18 protein-coding genes are annotated in these 21,406 nt (G+C 48.2%); 6 read left to right on the forward strand and 12 right to left on the reverse strand.

The genetic code is table 11. The features are described from left to right. Window positions 1-66 precede the first annotated feature (66 nt). The 3 genes from pstA to H5715_RS15195 all read right to left on the reverse strand — a co-directional run bounded on the left by pstA (window position 67) and on the right by H5715_RS15195 (window position 3,948). Window positions 67-1,356: a phosphate ABC transporter permease PstA gene (gene pstA / locus H5715_RS15185; RefSeq protein WP_075187132.1), complete on the reverse strand. Its 1,290-nt coding sequence runs from the start codon at window positions 1,354-1,356 to the stop codon at window positions 67-69. Next, window positions 1,340-2,740 (reverse strand): phosphate ABC transporter permease subunit PstC, encoded by a 1,401-nt coding sequence (pstC, locus tag H5715_RS15190; RefSeq protein ID WP_075187131.1) that lies wholly within the window; start codon window positions 2,738-2,740, stop codon window positions 1,340-1,342. Before pstC ends, pstA begins: the two co-directional genes overlap by 17 nt. Window positions 2,741-2,904: 164 nt before the next feature. Further along, the gene (locus H5715_RS15195; RefSeq protein WP_075187130.1) at window positions 2,905-3,948 is read right to left on the reverse strand and encodes a PstS family phosphate ABC transporter substrate-binding protein; all 1,044 of its coding nucleotides are present in this window, start codon (window positions 3,946-3,948) and stop codon (window positions 2,905-2,907) included. A gap of 276 nt (window positions 3,949-4,224) precedes the next feature. Between H5715_RS15195 and H5715_RS15200 the strand changes: the two genes are divergently transcribed. The 4 genes from H5715_RS15200 to H5715_RS15215 all read left to right on the forward strand — a co-directional run bounded on the left by H5715_RS15200 (window position 4,225) and on the right by H5715_RS15215 (window position 7,124). Further along, window positions 4,225-4,797, forward strand: coding sequence for a TRAP transporter small permease subunit (locus tag H5715_RS15200; RefSeq protein WP_246434578.1), 573 nt, complete (start codon window positions 4,225-4,227; stop codon window positions 4,795-4,797). Window positions 4,798-4,857: 60 nt separating this feature from the next. Continuing rightward, entirely contained in the window at window positions 4,858-6,186 is a 1,329-nt protein-coding gene (locus H5715_RS15205) for a TRAP transporter large permease (RefSeq protein ID WP_246434789.1), read from the forward strand. 29 nt (window positions 6,187-6,215) lie between these two features. Beyond that, entirely contained in the window at window positions 6,216-6,611 is a 396-nt protein-coding gene (locus H5715_RS15210; RefSeq protein WP_075187128.1) for an acyl-CoA thioesterase, read from the forward strand. A gap of 165 nt (window positions 6,612-6,776) precedes the next feature. Further along, complete coding sequence (locus H5715_RS15215) at window positions 6,777-7,124, forward strand: nucleotide pyrophosphohydrolase (protein WP_075187127.1); 348 nt, start codon at window positions 6,777-6,779, stop codon at window positions 7,122-7,124. 85 nt (window positions 7,125-7,209) lie between these two features. Here H5715_RS15215 and H5715_RS15220 read toward each other — a convergent pair whose 3' ends face one another. Both H5715_RS15220 and H5715_RS15225 read right to left on the reverse strand, forming a co-directional pair. Then, a complete protein-coding gene (locus tag H5715_RS15220; protein WP_075187126.1) occupies window positions 7,210-8,064 on the reverse strand; it encodes a 23S rRNA (adenine(2030)-N(6))-methyltransferase RlmJ in 855 nt (284 codons plus the stop codon). 229 nt (window positions 8,065-8,293) lie between these two features. Further along, window positions 8,294-9,427, reverse strand: a complete 1,134-nt coding sequence (locus tag H5715_RS15225; RefSeq protein WP_139309871.1) for a TRAP transporter substrate-binding protein — start codon at window positions 9,425-9,427, stop codon at window positions 8,294-8,296. 792 nt (window positions 9,428-10,219) lie between these two features. On the opposite strand from H5715_RS15225, the gene H5715_RS15230 reads away from it, so the two are divergent. After that, the gene (locus H5715_RS15230; RefSeq protein WP_075187125.1) at window positions 10,220-11,530 is read left to right on the forward strand and encodes an SGNH/GDSL hydrolase family protein; all 1,311 of its coding nucleotides are present in this window, start codon (window positions 10,220-10,222) and stop codon (window positions 11,528-11,530) included. 264 nt (window positions 11,531-11,794) lie between these two features. On the opposite strand, the gene H5715_RS15235 is transcribed toward H5715_RS15230, so the two are convergent. The 3 genes from H5715_RS15235 to H5715_RS15245 are packed head-to-tail and all read right to left on the reverse strand — an operon-like array spanning window position 11,795 to window position 14,227. Further along, a complete protein-coding gene (locus tag H5715_RS15235) occupies window positions 11,795-11,947 on the reverse strand; it encodes a DUF5989 family protein (protein ID WP_175574313.1) in 153 nt (50 codons plus the stop codon). Further along, the gene (locus H5715_RS15240; protein ID WP_075187124.1) at window positions 11,947-12,360 is read right to left on the reverse strand and encodes an SxtJ family membrane protein; all 414 of its coding nucleotides are present in this window, start codon (window positions 12,358-12,360) and stop codon (window positions 11,947-11,949) included. Before H5715_RS15240 ends, H5715_RS15235 begins: the two co-directional genes overlap by 1 nt. A gap of 13 nt (window positions 12,361-12,373) precedes the next feature. Beyond that, complete coding sequence (locus tag H5715_RS15245; protein ID WP_075187123.1) at window positions 12,374-14,227, reverse strand: carbamoyltransferase family protein; 1,854 nt, start codon at window positions 14,225-14,227, stop codon at window positions 12,374-12,376. A 988-nt stretch (window positions 14,228-15,215) separates the two neighbouring features. Here H5715_RS15245 and H5715_RS15250 point away from each other — a divergent pair. Then, complete coding sequence (locus H5715_RS15250; RefSeq protein WP_075187121.1) at window positions 15,216-15,881, forward strand: YceH family protein; 666 nt, start codon at window positions 15,216-15,218, stop codon at window positions 15,879-15,881. 138 nt (window positions 15,882-16,019) lie between these two features. On the opposite strand, the gene uvrD is transcribed toward H5715_RS15250, so the two are convergent. From uvrD to H5715_RS15270, 4 genes are all read right to left on the reverse strand, one after another. Further along, entirely contained in the window at window positions 16,020-18,218 is a 2,199-nt protein-coding gene (gene uvrD / locus H5715_RS15255; protein WP_075187120.1) for a DNA helicase II, read from the reverse strand. Window positions 18,219-18,249: 31 nt separating this feature from the next. Further along, on the reverse strand, window positions 18,250-18,783 hold the full coding sequence (locus H5715_RS15260; RefSeq protein ID WP_139309870.1) for a hypothetical protein: 534 nt from the start codon (window positions 18,781-18,783) through the stop codon (window positions 18,250-18,252). A 14-nt stretch (window positions 18,784-18,797) separates the two neighbouring features. Further along, window positions 18,798-20,513 carry a hypothetical protein gene (locus H5715_RS15265; RefSeq protein WP_139309869.1) on the reverse strand — a complete coding sequence of 572 codons (1,716 nt, stop codon included), beginning with the start codon at window positions 20,511-20,513 and terminating at the stop codon, window positions 18,798-18,800. A 64-nt stretch (window positions 20,514-20,577) separates the two neighbouring features. Beyond that, complete coding sequence (locus H5715_RS15270; RefSeq protein WP_075187118.1) at window positions 20,578-21,372, reverse strand: TlyA family RNA methyltransferase; 795 nt, start codon at window positions 21,370-21,372, stop codon at window positions 20,578-20,580. Window positions 21,373-21,406: the final 34 nt, after the last annotated feature.

Raw genomic sequence — 21,406 nt, forward strand, 5'->3', positions numbered from 1 at the left:
GCTAGCAGGCCTTTCTATGCTTTCAGTGATGATTTCCATGCTTGTGTTCCAGTTGCTTGCACCCGTTTACCAGCGTCGTTCCAGACGCTTGCGCAACCAGATTGCGAGGGTGTTCATAGTTATCAGAAACGCCAAGAGAACCATAATGGCGGCAGAAGTACGCTCCACAAACGCTCGCTCGGGGCTATCCGCCCAAAGAAAAATTTGAACGGGCAACACGGTAGAGGGGTCGGTAACGCTTCCCGGAACATCCACAATAAAGGCAACCATACCAATCATCAGCAGGGGCGCAGTTTCTCCCAACGCCTGCGCCATACCGATAATAGCACCTGTCAACATGCCCGGCATTGCCAGCGGCAGTACATGCTGCAGAATCATCTGCATCTTGGAAGCGCCCATACCCAGAGCAGCTTCTCGAATGGACGGCGGTACCGCTTTAATTGCTGCCCGGCTGGAGATAATCACAGTAGGCAAGGTCATTAAGGTTAAAACCAACCCCCCCACGAGCGGGATGGAGCGTGGCATACCGAAAAAGTTGAGAAAGATGGCCAAACCCAATAAACCGAAAATGACCGAGGGAACGGCAGCAAGGTTGTTAATATTGACCTCAATAAAATCCGTAAACCTGTTGCGGGAGGCATACTCTTCCAGATAAATAGCTGCCGCCACGCCAATGGGAAAAGACAGCATTCCAGTGACCAGTAGCGTTAGCAGGCTACCCAACAATGCACCAAGAATACCCGCCTGCTCCGGCTCTGCCGAATCGCCAGAGGTAAAGAAAGTGCGATTAAAGTTCATGTGAATACGGTCTTGCTGCACCAATGTTTCAATCCAGCCGACCTGCTCCTTGCTCAGGCGACCCATAAACGGATCGCCGTCTTCGATGCTTTTCACATAGGTGTCCACATCGTCGTCGGCCAATATCTCCACTGTCACCGACTGGCCCAACAGCTCCGGATTATCGGCAAGCTGGTCACGCAGGTGATAGGCTGCGCCGTAGCTAGTCAGTGCGTAGAGCTTTCGTTTGCTACTGCGCCCACTAACGTCACTAAACTGCTGCAACAAACCCTTGCGGATAATGCCGGCAAAATTGCCCTGCAACAGCTGATCTTCATTGACTTCAGTGATTTCTAACACAGAGGGATCGAAAACCACTTCAAGCTCGATATAGGTTTGCCGAAACGCGCCCATGCCATTACCGATAATATCGGTGAACAAAACGATCAATGCGACAATGCCCACGCCAACCGACATCATGCCAAACAGCTTAAAACGCCGTTCTGCCGCATAACGTTTTTTCAGACCTTTTTCTACCAACGCCGAGGCGCTGGGATTCGATTTATTCGTATTGTTCACGGTATTTTCTCACCACATAAAGGGCAACGTAGTTGAGGATCAGGGTGACGATAAAGAGCATCAACCCCAGAGCAAATGCGGCCAGTGTCTTCGGGCTGTCAAATTCTTGATCGCCCACCAGCAAAGTAACAATTTGTACGGTAACCGTCGTAACAGAATCCAGAGGGTTGGCGGTTAATTTGGCTGCAAGGCCAGCCGCCATCACCACAATCATGGTTTCGCCAATGGCCCGGGACGCCGCCAGCAGCACCCCCCCCACAATACCGGGTAGAGCTGCAGGAATAACCACCTGACGAATCATTTCGGATCGGGTTGCACCCAGGGCCAACGCTCCATCGCGCAGAGACTGCGGCACAGCATTAATTACGTCATCCGACAAGGATGAAATAAACGGAATAATCATCACCCCCATCACCAGACCCGCTGCCAACGCGCTTTCGGAGGTAACGGTAACCCAGTTATCCAAACCCACAGCCAAGGCAACATCACGAATAAAAGGAGCCACCGTAATAGCGGCAAAGAAGCCATATACCACAGTAGGAATACCCGCCAACACCTCCAGTAGAGGCTTAATTAGGGTGCGAACATTTCGCGGGGCATATTCCGATAAGTAGATGGCCGACATCAGCCCCGTAGGCACTGCCAACAGCAGGGCGATAAAGGCGATCAAAAGGGTGCCCGCAAACAGTGGAACGGCACCGAAACTACTGGAGCCTGCGACCTGATCTTTGCGAATGGCTGTTTGAGGGCTCCATTCAAGCCCAAACAGGAATTCGCTCAGGGGAACCGAATGGAAGAAACGCAAGGATTCCACCAGTACGGACATCACAATACCGACGGTGGTAAGAATCGCCAGAGAGGCACATCCCAGTAGCGCAAAGCGAAAAACGTTTTCCACATGGGAGCGCGCCCTTAAATGGGGATTAATCCGCCACCAGGTGATTGCACCAAAAACCACCATCAGTGATAACACCAACACACCCACCAACCAGCGGCTGTAGTTAGTCAGCGTTTGAACCCGCTCCACCGCCGTAGCCATATAGGCGGGGACGCCATCACTGCTCATTTGCCCCGAAGAAAGATTATAGATCTGATTAAGTAACAAACCTTTTGCCGACTCATCACTGAAATCAACATTGCTGGGCAGTTCGCTGAGCACAAAACTTTCGATAATGCTGGTATCGAACATTTCCCACAACGCCAGCACTACCAGGGCCGGGACCGTTGCCCACAACGCGGTAAGCACGCCATAATAATAGGGCAGCGAATTCAGGTAGCGGGTACCACCAACTGACGACGAAACCGCCAATGAGCGGTTGCGACCGAAGAAGAAGGTTGCCAGAAACACGGCGCCCATCAAAATTGTTAATACCCAAATATCCATACAGCGATATGCCTCTGTACGTTAAAGTCGACAAAGCCCGACATCCGGCCGGGCTTCATAAGAAAACTAACTGTAACCTGCAATTGTTAAGGAATCTTTTCTAAAAGCCCCCTCATTTGCCTGTTCGGCCGGCATTATAGTCATTACAGGTAAATAGCCCACACTTATAAGGATTTAAGTGCTTTCATTCCTTTCACTGCGCCACCAATACTGGCACGCTCGTCTTCAGACAGTGGAATCATACCCTTGTCAGCCAAGTAACCTTCTTCACCCCAGGCTCTTTCGCTGGTGAACTCAGCCAGGTACTCGGTAATGCCAGGGATCAAGCCAACGTGAGCTTTCTTCACGTAGAAGTAAAGTGGACGGGATACCGGGTAGCTACCATCGGCAATGGTTTCAAAAGTCGGCTGCTCTTCATCGATGTTAGAGGCTTGGACTTTATCGCTGTTCTGATCCAGAAAGCTAAAACCAAAAATTCCCAGGGCATTTTTATTAGCATTCAGTTTTTGAACGATAAGGTTGTCGTTTTCACCGGCTTCAATAAAGGAGCCATCTTCACGAATAATATGGCAAATTTCCTTGTACTTGGATTTATCAGTCTTTTTCAGCGCCTTGATCCAAGCAAACTTCTGACAACCACCTTCCATCGCCAACTCAACAAACGCATCGCGAGTACCGGACGTAGGGGGAGGACCAAGCACTTCGATCTTGGTAGCAGATAACGTTGGGTTAACGTCTTTCCAGGTTTTGTAAGGATTATCAATCAGCGTTTCAGAGCCGTTGGGGTTAGGCACCTTCTTGGCCAGCGCCATAAACAGATCTTTGCGAGATAAGTTAGCACGGTCAGCTTTAACGGAGTTGGCAATAACAATACCGTCGTAACCAATCAGCACTTCAACGATCTCGGTAACTCCAGCAGCCTGACAATTATCAAATTCAGCCTGTTTGATACGGCGGGAAGCATTGGAGATATCGGGGAAATTTACACCCACGCCGCCGCAAAATTGCTTGAATCCACCGCCAGTGCCGGTGGACTCAACCGTTGGCGACTTGAATTTGGTTGCTTTACCGAAACGCTCGGCAACAACTTTAGAAAACGGGAAGACGGTAGAAGAACCTACAATACTGATAGAATCACGCGCAGCAAACGCAGAAGATGCTGCAACAGTAGTAGCCGCGGCCAGAGTCCAAACCAGGAATTTATTCACGATAACCTCCTTAAGAGATTTGTTTTATTGGAAATAATCAGACCCGACGTTTCAACACCCAGCCGCCGAACCCATAGAATTATTAACGAAAGTTGGCGCGAAAATTACGCGGGCTCTTTCCGTGTCTGTATGGAAGGCATCCTAAGTCAGATTTGTGACAAATTTGTGACAAGCATAGACGCTATTCAAACAAAGTTGCCACAAAGCTTGTGAAACGCGCTTGACTTGGGGCTTTCAGAGTATAATTAGCTTTCGGTCCGAAAATATGAACCTCTTGTGACAATAATAAGCAACTCATCTGAACAGACAGTGAGCTCCGATAGCCATTCGTATGCTCTGTACAGCATCAGCAAAAAGCTAGACAGGCTGAGCCAAACCATCGGCCAAACCATCGCATGGCTTATCGCCGTTATGGTCCTGCTGGTAGCGACTATCGTTTTTATGCGCACACTGCTGGGCGTTGGCTCTATCGCCCTACAGGAATCGGTGACCTACTTGCACGCCACGGTACTGATGCTGTGCCTAGGCTTTAATTTGCAACAGGGAGGGCATGTGCGCGTGGATGTGTTTTATGGACGCTTCAACCGAGTACAGAAAGCTTGGGTCGATACACTGGGTAGTGTTCTGTTTCTACTGCCGTTTGCGCTTTTTCTCACCCTGGTAAGTCTCGATTTTGTGGTCAAGGCCTGGGCTATTGGCGAAACATCGGCCGACCCCGGTGGCCTACCCCTGGTGTTCGCATTGAAAACCCTTATTCCCATCAGCGGCTGCCTATTGGCATTACAGGCCGTGAGTGAAGCTCTGCGCGCACTTTGTACGCTTTGCTGGAAACAAGCCAACGAACAATAAGAATAAAACGTGACTGAATTTCTCCCTTTACTGATGTTTCTGGCTGTCTGTGCAGCCCTAATGCTGGGCTACCCGGTAGCATTTACGCTTGCGGGCACGGCCTTACTGTTCGCAGGGGTGGGCTCACTTCTCGGTAGTTTTGACCCTAACCTTTTAATGCTTTACCCCGATCGTATCTACGCCGGTACCATGACCAACACCACGCTTATTGCAGTTCCGCTGTTTGTGTTTATGGGAGTTATGCTGGAGCGTTCACGTATTGCCGAGGAATTGCTGGAGCGAATGGCCCACGCCTGCTCGCGCTTTCCGGCTGGCCTCGGGCTTTCAGTCGTTTTCGTCGGTATGCTGATGGCCGCCAGCACCGGTATTGTTGGCGCCACCGTGGTTACCATGGGGCTGATGTCACTTCCCACCATGCTTAAAAGGCAATATGACCCTGCACTCGCCGCCGGAACCATTTGCGCCACTGGCACACTTGGACAGATTATCCCCCCATCTATTGCTCTCGTATTGCTGGGTGATGTACTTTCCAGCGCCTACCAACAGGCGCAACTCAAGCTCGGCGTATTCAACGCCGCGCCGGTGTCGGTGGGCGACTTATTTATGGGAGCAATCATTCCCGGTCTGTTACTGGTAACCCTCTATATCGGATACTTATTGCTTGTAAGCGTTATGAGGCCTCACCACGCCCCTCCAATAACCGAGGACGAAAGCGTTTCTTTCTCCCAGCTACTGCTGAGTATTGCCCCTCCCATATTACTGATTCTACTGGTACTGGGCTCCATTGTCGGGGGCGTCGCAACGCCAACCGAAGCCGCTGGAGTCGGCGCATTCGCCGCCTGCGTACTGGCCGCCACCAAACGCCAACTCAACTTGAACGCCCTGCGCGATGTGGTGCGCTCCACCACCAAAGTTACCGCTATGGTGTTTGCCATTCTTCTGGGCGCCTCGTTATTTTCACTGGTTTTTCAAGGCCTGGGCGGCGACCAACTGGTAACCGATTTCTTCCAGGAACTGCCCGGAGGCGCTTTTATGGCGTTGCTAGTGGTTATGGCCGCCATATTTTTGCTCGGATTTATTCTCGATTTTATAGAAATCACGTTTGTGGTAATCCCCATCGTCGGCCCGGTATTGCTCGGCATGGGTATTGATCCCGTGTGGCTTGGCGTAATGATTGCAGTTAATTTACAAACCTCATTTTTAACACCGCCTTTCGGTTTCGCCCTATTTTACTTGCGTGGCGTTGCCCCCAAGTCGGTAACGACTACGGCAATCTATCGAGGTGTTATCCCCTTTATTGCCATACAATTATTGATGATGCTACTGCTTGCCTGCTGGCCAGAACTCGCCACCTGGCTGCCAGACAAACTGTCATCATCTGTACGATAAAATTCGACCTACCATTAAGGAAACCCAGCATGCCCAGTATTGATGAAGACCCCAAACCCACCGGTGAGCTTGTGCTACAAACGCTGGCACTCCCCCGGGACACCAACTCCAACGGGGATATTTTTGGCGGTTGGCTGATGTCGCAAATGGATCTGGGCGGCGCGATTGCGGCGCGCCAAGTTGCCCGTGGCCGGGTAACCACCGTAGCCGTGGGCAGTATGGCTTTTTTGCGCCCGGTTCCAGTCGGATCAATCGTCAGCTGCTATTGCGAAACCATCGACGTCGGACGAGCATCTGTTAAAACGCTCGTGGAAGTATGGGTAAAGCAATATGACAAAAGCGAACAACAAAAAGTGACAGAAGGAGAGTTTGTTTACGTCGCCATAGACGATACAGGGCGCACACGTCCCATTCCTAGAGATTAGGGTTGCGACGTCGGTCGGATTCCCGTTACTGACCGATCTATCTGCTGGCTTGTCTCTCTTAGAGGCAACACTGACTCGGTCGCTCAGACATAGCGAACCGACGAGTGCGAAAACCCCAACTTAAATATCAATAGCTGTTATTCCAAAGGGAGGCAATTCATTACCATGCGAGACCTAGAACAGATTCGCGTATATTTACAGGGCTTCGCCCGGGACAGGGATTGGGAGAAATTTCATTCCCCGAAAAATTTGAGCATGGCAATAAGCGTTGAAGTCGCCGAGTTAGTAGAACACTTTCAGTGGTTAACCGAAGCGGAATCGCAATCACTGAACACCGAAAAAAAGCAAGCTGTCGCCGATGAGATTGCCGATATTCAACTGTATTTGGTGAGACTGGCCGACCAACTGAATATTGATATCTTTGATTCGATAGCCCTGAAGACCCAAAAGAACGAACAGAAATACCCTGCAAATAAAGTACGCGGAAGTTCAAAAAAATATAATGAATACTAGGAGCCCGCTTTTAACGCCGCGCTGGCAACGCAGACAGTTTTTCAATAACCGGCTAGAGAGCCTCTGAATCAGGTTAAAAACCCGTTTATCGCTCGCCCACTAACCAGTCATTTATAGCAAGCCCCTTTCCCGTATCCTCATCAACCAGCGGCGCAAAAAGGCTAAAAAATTCAGCCACATCATTTGCCAATGTCCACGGCGGATTAACGACCAACATTCCCGTTGCACGCATTCCTTTCGCGTTTACATTTGCCGACCGGGCAAGCTCAAACCTGGCTATTTTTTTTATTCCGCTGAGCTCAAAAGCCTTAAGCAATGTTCGACTGTAATCTCCCACCACGGGATACCAAACAGCAAAGACACCAGTAGAAAACTTTTTGTGTAGCTCCGTCACCAGCTCCGGGATCTTCCGGTATTCTTGTTTCATTTCATAGGAAGGATCGATCAACACAAAAGCTCTTGTTTCTGTCCTCGGTGGCAATAGGGCTCTAACACCTTTAAATCCATCCTCCCGAAGTACGCTAACCCGACTGTCCGTTGAAAACAGCTGCTGAAGCGCGCTAAATTCAGTTGACTGCAGCTCAAAAATATTGAGCCTATCTTGAGAGCGCAAAATTTTATGTGCAAACCAAGGGGAGCCAGGGTACAGACTCAGCTCGTTAGCGGAATTTAGCTGATTAACCAACGCCATATATTGCCCAACCGATTCGGGCATGGCGCTTGGCGCTAGCTTTCGCAGTAAACTTATTCCCTGCCGATACTCACCGAGTTTCTCGGTTTCTGCAGCCGCCAGCGGGTAAACTCCCGCGCCTGCGTGCGTATCGATATAACGCACCGCCGAAGACTTTTGTGTAAGGTAAGTCAAAATACGGCAAACAATAAAGTGCTTTAGCACATCGGCATAGTTACCGACGTGAAAGGCGTGGCGATAGCTGAGCATAAAACGTAACTCGTAGAGGGCTGACAAAACACCAGAAGATTGGCAGGCAAGGAGACAATTTTATTCTTCGCGAATACATTTGCCTAGCTACTAGTTGAAAAGTGTAAGCCAAAAATGGACAAAAAAGCGTAGTTTATACCGAACAAATAGGCATGTTTAACTCCAGGCTGCCACCCAAGATGGTTTTTCAGCGGCTCCCTAGCCAATCCATATATTTGGGGACAATAGCCTATCTCGCCTCCAAATAAGCTTTTTCCGTCAACGCATGGTAAGCACTTACACCGCTTAAATACTCACGATACGAAGTAAAAACTTTAGCAAACAGCGGGTCTTCTTGTGATAGCTCTTCGTACAGATCCATAGAAATGGCTTCAAATTTTTTTAAGACATCTGCTGGAAATTTACGCAACTGTACCCCGTGATTTTCTACTAGCTCCACCAACGCGGCATTATTCCTCGCCGTATATTCATCAAGCATATCCTGATTCACTGCGCGCGCAGCGGCTTCGATAATCGCCTGCAAATCTTCAGGTAAAGTATTGTAAGCGTCCTTGTTAACGATTATCTCCAGCGTCGGGCCCGGCTCGTGCCAACCGGGGTAGTAGTAGTATTTAGCGATCTGATGAAATCCAAAAGCGAGATCGTTATAGGGTCCAACCCACTCCGTTGCATCAATAACACCAGACTGCAAAGAGGTATATAGTTCTCCACCGGGAATATTAATCGCCTCGCCGCCAGCACGTGTGAATACCTCGCCACCAATACCGGGGATACGCATTTTCAGGCCCCGAATATCATCCACAGAACGAATTTCGCGGTTAAACCACCCCCCCATCTGCACACCGGTATTGCCCGCAGCAAATGGGATCAAATTAAAAGGCTCGTAAAGTTCGCGCCACAACTCCAAGCCACCGCCGTAGTGCAACCAACCATTCAACTCCTGTGCATTCATGCCAAACGGTACCGAGGTAAAAAGTGCAGCAGCCGGAATTTTACCCTTCCAATAATAAGCCGCACTGTGGCCCATCTGCACACTGCCGGAAGACACTGCACCGAACACAGCCAGAGGCGGCACAATTTCGTTCGCACCATGAACGTGTATCTGCAGGCGCCCATCGCTCATATCATTAACCATGCGGGCAAAATTTTCGGGGGCAAGACCGAGGCCAGGGAAATTTTTGGGCCAGGCGGTCACCATTTTCCAGTGATAGCTCGGGACGGTATCCCCTATAGTGTTTGAAGCGCCAAACCCTCTCTTGAAATGGCCCGTTTTTACGACCAGAAGCGCGAAGAGCAGTGCCACTAGGCCCAACAAGCCAACAATGGCAAAGGGAAACCACCAGGGGTTGTATCTCGATTGCATAATTATCTCGATCAAGGAAAACGATAGTTGTCTTTATTATTGTATCCCCGGCTCACCATGAACCAGTTCATAACTGCGGCTATTGTATACACGCAGCCAGCGCCTTAACAGCAGAACACCTTCACAAATCGATTTGTCTCGTTGCCATCAACCTACGCTGACAACACAGACTAGGGGCCAGAAAACCTACCGCCTAGTGAATATGTATATTGAGCAGCCTGCATTTAGATACGCTTCCAACCCTTTACGACATAACTGCCAGCCCTAGATTAACCCACACCGAAGCAAGTGATTTACTGTTTGCGATAATAATTTAAAGCGCTCTTTTTTGCGGAACGAGGAATTCAATTATTTTCCGTTGGCGCGAAGTACTGAATTGACACGATACCACAGTGTTGCATCGAAGAACGTTAATCGAGAAAAGGAAATAACATGCGCTTACCAGCCGCGATGAGCCGGCCCGTCAAATATTATAATAATGTGCGAAATAAGCTTTTCTAAAGTTAAGATTTCTACTTTTTATTCGGATTTAAAATATCTTTATTAGCTAACCAAAGCACTACAGAAAAAAACGAGATTAGCGTGCCCATTTTTATATTTTGTTGTCCATTTTCGCTCTCAACCGTTGTTTCCCATGCAAGTCGGGTTTTATAATTTTCGAGTTATCTAACACCGCAGGGAAGCGTACTGGCGAGCATAGCTAAAGCCTGTATTTTCGTCCAACTCGGTGGCGTAATAAACAGGGCCGAATAGAAACCAACTTTCCAATAAATATAAAAAAGGATACTTGCCATGTCTGGCCAACATCAAAGCTCTGCAATCGAGCAGGTGCAAGAAGCACCGTTATTAAAACGTCTATTACAAAATACTCTGCTTTTCCTCTTTTCACTTTTATTCATTGCATTGCTCAGTGAAAGTTTATTCTACATACTCAACAAGCTCGTACCCGCTACGCAGCCAAAGGAACCAACCATAGAAACCACATCGGAAGGCGGGCCTGCGTTCGAGCGTCTAGATTTTTTCCAGTACCACACCATCTTCGGCTATTCCGGGATTCCAAATGTCCAAAAGGAATTTTTGGGACGCATAATCACCCATAATTCCAAAGGGCTACGCGGAAACGAAGTAGACTACCGCAAACCACGAGATACATTCCGCATGGCATTTTTTGGTGACTCGCAAATGTGGGGTTGGGGTGTCAGTGACAATGAAACGATACCCGCTTACGCCGAAACCATCGCATCGGCTCATATAGGTGATAAAAAATTCGATTCGGTTAATTTTGGAGCTTCCGGCTACGGCCTCGACCAAAGTTACCTACGTTTAATTTCGGAAGGCCTACAATACAAGCCCGATGTAATTGTACTGTCGTTTTTCGCGGACAATGATATTTGGGAAACTGGCCAACACCAGGCCTGGGGATTGGAAAAACCATTTTTCGAGCGGCGAAACGGTGGGCTTTGCGTCACCAATGTACCTACCAAACGAGCGGTTGGTTGGCCTTCGGATAATATTGGCTATATTATGAAGAAAAACCTCAAAGTGTCTTCAACCAAATTTAGTCTGGCCGGGATGCATTTCGACTTGGCAAACACTAACACCGCCGGGTACTTTAAACACCGGAATTTTACGGGCTCAATACTCTCTCTTTTTGGCAACTCCGGCCCCGACCCTCTGGGCGCAATTGAAGAATACGTAGGTTGTATGGATCGGAAACACGGCCGTGAACTTTCCACCTGGGAACAAAAACGTGATCTAGCCATTGAAATGGTAATACAGTTTCGTGATGTTGCAAAAGCGAACGACATTCCATTTATGGTCGCTACCAAACCCTTGGAAGACGACTTCCGCCATTTAAAACTTAACGGTGACTATGTCTATATACTCTCTAAGCTAGGTGCGGCCAATATCGATGTGATCGAAGTTTTCACTGAAGCCAAGAATGAAAGTATCGCGGCAGACGAACTGTTTATTCAAGCGGGACATCTCTCCCGCACAGGCAACCGGTTAATTGCTACTGAAGTATTGCAGCGTCTGGGGATTATTGATGCTAATGCCTTTACTAACTACCAACAGGCTGAAGCGCGCGTTACAGGCCTATAGCCATAATCTTTAGACAAAGATAAAACCCAATACCTTTTTAACTTGGGAAACTCGGATTAAGTTCAGACATATTTTACGGTAGATAAAAACGCTCATTAACACAGAGCTCTTCGTTGCTGATAGTTTATCAGTGCGATGCTGAAAATGGACGTTATCGCCGCGCCTTTCGCGACCTTTTACCCACCCCAGGTACTACCACAAAACCTGCGCACTGACGAAGATATCTTCAGTGCGTAGCACAACGCTGATGTTTCAAGCCGCCACCTAAAACAATGTATAAATAAACGGCGCTACCGCCGAGCCCTGCGCAAAAACGATTAGGGCTCCCAACAATAGCAGTACCGCAATAATGGGCGCTAGCCAAAATTTCTTTCGGGCTTTCATAAAGCCCCATAGGTCGCCAATTAAATCTATCATTAGTAGGGGTTCTCCATGTGGCTAGCGTCCGGTATTTGACTTTCTATTCGGTAGCTAGTTTGTGTGCTTTCTAAGGGCTTTATAGCTGTTTTACCAAATAGCTTCAGTAAAAGCCCAATAGGGGTGACGATAATAAAAAAAATAATTCCCAATAAAATATGCGCGTTAACATAGCCCAGCACTAAGCCCACCCTCATCCATGGCCGGTACAAGTAAATTAGCGTAGCGGGAAAAACCAGAGCCCATACCACCAACACCCCAGCGACTATAAAAGGCCAATTCGGTGTGGCATGGCTAAATAGCCAGGGCAACAGTAGAGCAAATAAGCCCACAAAAATCGCAGCCGTAACTAAGCCGAACTCTTTAAGCTGCTTAACGGTCATGGGCGCCTGTATGACATTGATATCTAACATAATATGTTCTCTTTTAGTCCAACTCAAATTCATTACGCCAATCGGATTCTTCATGCCACTCGGGCTGTTCATTTTTATACATAATGAAATTTTCTACCGCTAGGCAATCCATCTCTGTTCGCATAAAACAACGGTAGGCATCTTCCGGCGTGCAAACAATCGGTTCACCCCGCACATTAAAAGAAGTATTCACCAACACAGGGCAACCGGATTTTTTTTCAAAAGCATCTGCCAACTGATAAAAGCGTGGGTTAGTTTCAGGGTGGATCGTTTGTACTCGCGCGGAGTAATCCACATGGGTAACTGCCGGAATTTCCGAGCGCGGAACATGCAGCCTTTCGATGCCGAAAAGTTTTTTCTGCTCCTCAGTCATTTCCTTGCATTTTTCCATTTTTACGGGCGCAACCAGTAGCATGTACGGGCTTTTTCGATCCAGCTCAAACCATTCGGATACGTTTTCCACCTTTACCGCCGGAGCAAAGGGACGAAACGATTCACGGTACTTAATCTTCAGATTCATGGTGGACTGAGTACGCGGGCTGCGCGAATCACCAATAATCGAACGCCCCCCCAACGAACGCGGCCCAAACTCCATTCGGCCCTGAAACCAACCAATAATCTGCTCCGAGGAAATTACATCAGCGAGCGTATCCATCAACTGTTCATCCTCCAGGCGGTGATACCTGGCCCCCAAACCTTTGAGGATACTTTCCACTTCGTCATTGCTGTACTGGCTGCCCAGGTAGGCACCTTTCATATCATCTAAGGGATTCGCCTTGCGCGACTTGCCCAGATATTCATGCCATACGCTAAGGGCTGCCCCCAGCGCGCCCCCGGCGTCCCCTGCGGCTGGCTGTATCCATATATCTTTAAACGGTCCTTCCCGCAGCAATCGGCCATTGGAAACACAGTTCAGGGCCACCCCTCCAGCCAGGCAAAGATACTCACAACCCGTTTCTCTGTGAATGGTATTAGCCATTTTCAAAACAATTAGCTCTGTCACTTCCTGGATGGAGCGGGCAATATCCATTTCTTTTTGGCCCAGTACAGATTCCGGTGCGCGCACGGGACCGCCGAAAAGCTGGCAGAACTTGTCGTTCACCATGGTCAGTCCGGTCGCATAATTGAAATAGCTCATGTCCAGGCGAAAGGTTCCGTCCTCCTTTACATCAATTAGCTTATCGAAAATGAGCGCTACATACTTGGGTTCTCCGTAGGGTGCCAACCCCATAAGTTTGTATTCACCAGCATTTACTTTAAATCCGGTGTAATAGGTAAACGCCGAATATAGAAGACCCAATGAGTGAGGAAAATCAATTTCCCACAACGGAGTAAGTAAATTGTCTTTACCGTGCCACACAGAACTAGTGGCCCACTCACCCACACCATCCAGGCAGAGTACTGCAGCTTCCTGATAAGGGGCGGGGAAAAAGGCCGAGGCCGCGTGTGATCGGTGATGATCATTAAATAACAAGCGAGGTAGCTCGCTCTGTTTCAGCCCACTCAGGGCCGAAAGGGCCTTTTTAAGCGTCGCTTTCAAAAACAGTTTCTCTTTCAGCCACACCGGCATAGCCGCCAAAAATGAACGGAATCCATTTGGTGCATAATGAAGGTACGTTTCCAAAAGACGCTCAAATTTGACCAAGGGCTTGTCGTAGAATACGACATGATCAATATCATTTAAGGTTACTCCAGCTTCTGAAAGACAATAGCAAATAGCCTTTTCCGGAAAACTTGGATCATGTTTTTTACGCGTAAAGCGTTCTTCCTGCGCGGCGGCAATGATTTCACCGTCCACCAGCAGCGCCGCGGCGCTGTCGTGATAAAAGGCCGATAAACCTAGTATCAGATTCTTTTTATTTGTCATGAGATTTTACGTTCGCTGTTACTGCCAGAAGGCTCTCAAGAGTGGCAGTGGGTTGTTATTATTATGCATTTAAAACCACTGGAATCTTTGAACGACAAAATTTCTCAAAAAGTCAGCATGACTAAAACTATCAAATTTATTCGGCATTTAACAGCGCATAAATTAAAAGTTTCAGCTTACCTCGCACTTAGTCACTCTGAATGCTTATTGAAAAAACACATAAATAATATTCGCGCCAACTGAAATTAAATATCTTCGAAAAAATAGATTTTGATTTAATTTTTTTAAATAAAAATAATATTTTTTATTTCGGTATTGAACTCCACACGTTTCGCTCTATATTACTTAAGGTTTTTCTACATTTTGAATGGCGTGCCAAACATATAGACGATATGTAATATAACCACGGAATAACTGCACGACAAATAGAGTTTTAAAGTATGGGATTTGTTACCAAAACCGCCGCATGATCCGGCATATGATTATTATCAACACCACTAATAACCATTTTTTATTTGGGGTATAAACTAGGTGTAATCCAAGCTTCCAATATACAATCTTGCCCCGCTTACATTCCGAGTCTCTCTTACACAAATTAGTTTACAGCGCACACCTATCAATACCCTTTCTGGATGAATTCATCCTCTGCACCAGCGCTTCTCTACTGCGTGCCATCAACTAGCAGAAATGAAATAGAGGATAGCTGCCGCTGCTTAGCCTCTCCCACTAAAACATAACCGCTTAACACACCCTTATTTTGATACTTCAGAAATGGCCCTAAACATTCCGGGGAAGGGTACCCCCCGTGAAATACAAAATATATCAGCAGCGTTAAATCTGACGTTATAAAATCGTAATACCGATCCTATTCAAGCTAAGATATTGATCAATGAAGGCTATATCCATAATCGTTATAATGATGGAAATTGGGGAAACTGATTGCCTCACTCTATTCGCAAGGTAGACCACCTAAAGAAGGGTACTTTTTATGCAGCTCGACACTCTCGAAACCCGTGTTATTGGCGTATTGATGGAAAAATCTATCACCACACCCGACCAATACCCACTTTCGTTAAATGCACTGACCACGGGCTGCAACCAGAAAACCAATCGCGAGCCTGTTCTTGAGCTAAGTGAGTCCGATGTTCAGGCAATCGTCGACAGCCTGCTGCAAAAGCGATTACTGAGCGAAGTCCGTTTTGGCGGGCGAGTTCCCAAATATCAGCACCGTTTCTGTGGTACTGAATTTAGTGAGTACAAATTCACCACGCAGGAGCAAGCCATTGTTTGTCTACTTTTTTTGCGAGGAGCACAAACTGCCGGAGAACTGAGGACCCGCAGCAATCGCTTGTGTGATTTTACAGGTGTACACCAAACGGAAAACGTATTGGAACAGCTTATCGAAAAGAACTATGTGCAAAAACTCGTGGTCGAACCTGGACGTCGAGAAGCGCGGTACGGACATTTATTTGGTGATGAAGAAGCAACCGAGAAATCCGTCGACGACGAAGCTGGCGCCCCAGCAAGCAATCTACCGCAACCTGAAGCCACATCCGCGCTAGAAGACCGAGTAGAGCTGCTGGAAGCGATGGTCGAAGAATTACAGGATGAGCTGGCAAGCATTAAAAACGCGATGGCGCAAAAGGGGGCCTGACCAGCAACTTGTAAAAAATGTTAGATGGGCCTTCAGTGCAATAACATCCGGAAAAAGGCGGAGCTTACTCGTGGGCAAATAATTATTTTGAGCCATTATTAACTCCGCGCTTTCAACTTAGACTTATTTAACGGCCTGCTAGTTTAGAGGCTCCAACTTCGCGTACTGCAATACCAGCCACTTGGCGCCTTCTGTCGCGAAATTAACATTGACCCTGGCGCTGGCACCTTGGCCTTCGAACTGCAAAATTGTCCCTTCACCAAAGATGGGATGGTTGACAATCTGCCCAAGTGAAAGTCCCGGGAAATCATTGACGTCTTGCTGGCTAATATTATTATTCCGCGGCCGCGCAGCACCATAAGACGAAGGCCGGGTGATGGTGGCTTTTATACGCACTTCCTGCATTAAGGCGCTGGGTATTTCTCTAACAAAGCGAGAGAGTGCATTAAAGTTTTCGCTGCCGTGCATGCGGCGGCTCTCGGCAAAAGTGATGACCAGTTTTTTCATCGCACGGGTGATTCCCACGTAACACAGGCGCCGCTCCTCTTCCAAGCGCCCCGGCTCTTCGATCGACATTTTATGGGGAAACAGATTCTCTTCCATACCAACCAAAAAGACTAAAGGAAACTCCAAGCCCTTGGCGCTGTGCAGCGTCATCATTTGGACGGCATCTTCAAATTCATCGGCCTGGGCATCGCCGGCATCCAATGCGGCTTTATCGACAAATTCCTGCAAGGGCGTCAGGCTTTCATCTTCCGGCTCGAATAAACGGCAGGCATTAACAAGCTCCTGCAGGTTTTCCACTCGCGCCTGACCTTTTTCACCTTTTTCTTTCTGATGAAAATCGAGCAGGCCGCTTTGTCGAATAACCTGTTCTGCGGCCTCGCCCAATGTTAATCCGCTAATGGCATCTTCGAGCTCATCGACAAGCGCTACAAACCCTTTAAGGGCATTGGTCGCTCTCGCAGTAAAAGCCTGATTGCGGACAGCTCCTTGCAGTGCATCGAACAACGAGCAGCCCTGCTCCCGCGCGAACACGCGGATGGTTTCAATCGTTTTGGCTCCAATGCCACGGGTAGGCGTATTAATGACACGCTCCCAGGCTGCATCGTCATTTCGGTTTACCAATATACGCATATAGGCCAGCGCATTTTTAATTTCCAGGCGCTCATAGAAACGTTGCCCACCGTATATACGATAGGGCATATTTTCGCGGATAAACGCTTCTTCCAACACGCGGGATTGAGCGTTAGAACGGTACAGAATAGCGCAATCGCTATTGTTACAGCCGTGCTCATCGATGTAGTCTTTCAATCGTTCAACAATATAGCGCGCTTCGTCTTGTTCATTAAACGCGGTGTATAAATCAATAAGCTCGCCATCTCCGTCATTGGTCCACAGTGATTTCCCTAAACGGTCGGCGTTGTTTTGGATTACAGCGTTGGCGGCATTCAAAATATTGGCCGATGAGCGATAATTCTGCTCCAAACGCGTTACTGCCACTGGCTCAAAGTCCTGTTCGAATTTTTGTATATTTTCGATTTTTGCACCGCGCCAACCATAAATTGACTGGTCATCATCGCCAACCGCCGTTATGCGTGAATCTTTACCCGCGAGCACCCGCAGCCAGGCATATTGAACGGCATTGGTATCTTGAAATTCGTCCACTAGTATCGCGCGAAAACGCATTTGATAGTGGCCGAGTAAGGTGGGGTTTTTTAACCAAAGCTCGTGGGAGCGCAATAGCAGCTCGGCGAAATCTACCAGACCACCACGCGCGCAGGCTTCTTCGTATGCGTGGTAAACCATTTTCATGGTCGCCAGAAACGGATCGTGCCCCTCATTGATATGTTGTGGCCGTCTGCCTTCATCTTTTTCGCCGTTAATAAACCACTGCGCCTGCTTCGGCGGCCAGCGACTGTCATCCAGATTCAAGCCCTGATAAACACGCTTTACCAAGCGCAACTGATCGTCGCTATCGAGTATCTGAAAATTCTGCGGTAAGCCTGCTTCTTGCCAATGCGCCTTTAACAAACGGTGGGCAATTCCGTGAAAGGTGCCGACCCACATACTGCGGGTACTAAAAGGGGCAACGCCATCTTCCAGTAAATTCCCCAGACGCTCTCGCATTTCCCGCGCAGCTTTATTGGTAAACGTTACCGCGAGAATCTGATGAGGCGAATAGTTGTGAGCTTGAATAAGCCAAGCAATGCGATGTACCAACACGCGGGTCTTACCACTGCCAGCACCGGCCAGTACCAGCTGATTAACGGGATCTGCGGCAACAGCCTGCTGCTGCGCCTGATTGAGCGAATCGAGAAGAGTATGAGTATGCATAGAGCGGATTGTAGCAGAATACAGCGACGCTCTACTTGGGATTCTGCGCTTCCATCCAGCGCACTTTTGTGCCGTTAGGTAAGGTTTTTACATTACGCTTGGGCTTGGATGCTTTGCGCGTGGCCGTAGATTGCGCGGTATCGGCTTGTACAATAACCCCCAGGCCAAGGATTCTACTGGCGGAGAGTGTTCGCCCCGCAGCCTCTCGAATCGTTGTAACATCAAACATTACCGCATAGTGGCCAGATTCAGAGCCTGCTGTAATATCTAGTTTAATAAAGGGTTTTTCACCCCGCTTAAATTGCCACGCTCTTGTTGTCGATAAAATATTAACCCCTTCCGCAGAACGAAGTTGAATCACCAACACATCTGTTGACAACGGCGTTTCGAATTGAATCGTGAGCAGACGGTTTTCATCAGCCATAACAGTAACGGGTGCTGGATTCACAAGGCGAACAGCCGCACCCGGCTTTTGACTGTGTGCTCGCTCGGCAGAAACTTGGCCAACCATAACAGAGCATACGAGCAGCAAGCCTAGTACTGAGATGAGATAGTATTTATTCATATTTAGCATGTCCATTAAATCACCTGCACATCAAAGCAGGATTTCTCCCTGACATCCGCATCTTCATCCGTAGTGAAAACAGCGAAATCCGTATTGAAAACATCGAACACTTCGAGAACATAGGTACCGGCACTTAAATTGAAGCTTTCCACTTCGCTACCCATCACTTCACTATTCAAATTACCCACATAGGCACCCCGGTAAAACAAGCGCGCATCGGGATTCGCTTGCTCTAGGCTGCCCGCTTTTTGCTTGATACTAATACGCGTCGTGCCAGGATCATCAATATCAATACGGATAAACTGGCTCACGCCCAGGCCATTGTAGGCGGCAATCTCATTGGTACTGCACACTTCGACCGCTCCACCGCGCACAAGGCTGTGATAGACCGGTAGAAAATCAGCGTTACCACCACTGTTCAGTTCATCCTCGCCAAAACGCTGCGCACTGTAGATTTCCTGATCTTCTAACAATGCCTTGTAGGCTCCGTCTACCTCACTTGAAGTTAAGCTGGTAAAAATTTCGCTAAATAGAAAGATGCTCGATAGTGCATCGTTCTTAATAAAACGCTGATCCACCATTACGTCGTAAATCGCCTCAAAACCCAAGCTCAGCTCATCGCCATATTCATTGGTGCTATCACCAATATCGTAAAGAATTTTGCCAATGGAGTTTTCGCTATACCAACCCTGATTGCCGTAATAATTGTCTTCAACACTAAAAGTGAAACTCGATAATCGCGATCGACCAATGGAATCCATATATTTGGGCTGGCCCGATACCAGGCCCGTAAAAGCATTGGCAAAACCTTCGCTGAACGCCACACGCATATCCAGCATATCGGCCAGGCTGTGCGAACCACCAATGCTATCGGACCGGGACAGTACATCCTCTATAAAGTGACCCAGCTCGTGCTGAATAACGCTGAAATCGTATTCGTCAGTATCGTTGTAGGCCTCACCCAATAGAAATATATTTCTATTGGCAAGATCGTAGTACGCCGTCGACACAAAGCCCTCGGCTATATCACCTTCCACAGCTTTATTTAAATAACTCCAGTTAAAATGGCAGGGCGGCATTTCAACCAAGGCATCGGCTTCCACTATTTTTTCGACTGTCTGATAAGCCGCATGCAGAATCGCAAAAGGGGCTGCCGGGCGAACAGCAATATCATCAAACGATTGGGTTGACGTATTCCAACCAGAAGGCGCATGAAGGTTTCGTTCACCGTCACTAAGCCCACTGTTTTGCAATTCTCCCGCTAACACATATAAGGCGCCCTCGGCAGTATTATCGATCACATCAAAAGACCAAATTGCGCCTTCGCTTTGCTCCATTTTTGATTGTGCGACAATGCGAACGTAAGTTTCCACGGGGCTACCCAGCCGGTAATAACCGTTTTGGTCGGTTTTAGTTTGACGAATGATTTCATTATCGGCATTCATTAAAACAACGTTCACGCTTCTGGCGGGTTCCGCCGTCGCATTACTATATTCCAGCGCGCCCAAGGAGCTGTGTGGCACTAGATCAAAGGTAATATAGCCACTGATAACAATATCACTGCCAACTGCGCTCGGCGCAGTCGTTGGCACCTGAGTGGGAACCGGTGTTGAAGTTGGGGTTAACGTGGGTGTGGGAGCCTGACTAGGAGCTAAAGAACTATCACTCGATTCTCCTCCACACGCAACAAGCCAAATGCACAGTACTATCTGTAAAACGAATAATTTCAAATGCTGCTCCGTAAACAACTTTTTGGGTAACGCAGTTCGGTAACTGTAGCAATGGACAAAAGCTTTAGCACTCACTGCTTGCGCTCATTAACGTTTCTCTACATTTTTTGGCAATGACTAAAAATTCCCGGTTGCCATCACCTCCCTTAATAGGGCTGTCGATATAGGCAAGCTGCTGCAGACCCAACGCTTGCAAGCGCCTAAGAATGGCCTCCTTTACGGTTTTGTAGCAAGCTTCATCGCGCACAATTCCGTTTTTCCCAATCGCCTCGCGCCCCACCTCGAATTGTGGTTTTACCAAGCTGACCAGTACCGCTCCCGGCTTCATCAGCACTGGTAAATTGGGCAAAATCAGATGCTGGGAAATAAACGACACGTCCATCACCACTAGGTCGAAACCGTTGGCAGCAATAGGCGGCATATCCTCCGAGCCCAGATATCGGGCGTTGCACTGCTCGATAGCCGTTACCCGTTTATCCGACCTTAAATGCGCAACCAACTGGCTGTGCCCCACTTCCACGCCAACCACATGGGCGGCGCCCCGCTGCAATAAGCAATCGGTAAAACCGCCAGTCGATTGACCCACATCCAAAGCTATTAGGCCTTCCACTGAGAGGGAATGCTGCTCCAGAGCCGCTTCCAGCTTTAGACCCGCCCGGGATGCAAACTGCTGCTCCGGGGAGTATTCCACATTCAGTTCAACACTGTCTGATAACTTCTCCGAAGGTTTGCGCACGAGTCGCCATTTACCCGCCTCATTGATGGAAACCAGACCACCAGCGATCAGCTTTTGGGCTTCTGTACGCGATTTAGCTTGCGCTTTCTCCACCAGTACCAGGTCAACACGCTTTATATTCATTTACCAACACTTTAATAGATCAAAAAACGATCAG

The organism is Teredinibacter haidensis, assembly GCF_014211975.1.
In the GTDB taxonomy this organism is placed as follows: domain Bacteria; phylum Pseudomonadota; class Gammaproteobacteria; order Pseudomonadales; family Cellvibrionaceae; genus Teredinibacter; species Teredinibacter haidensis.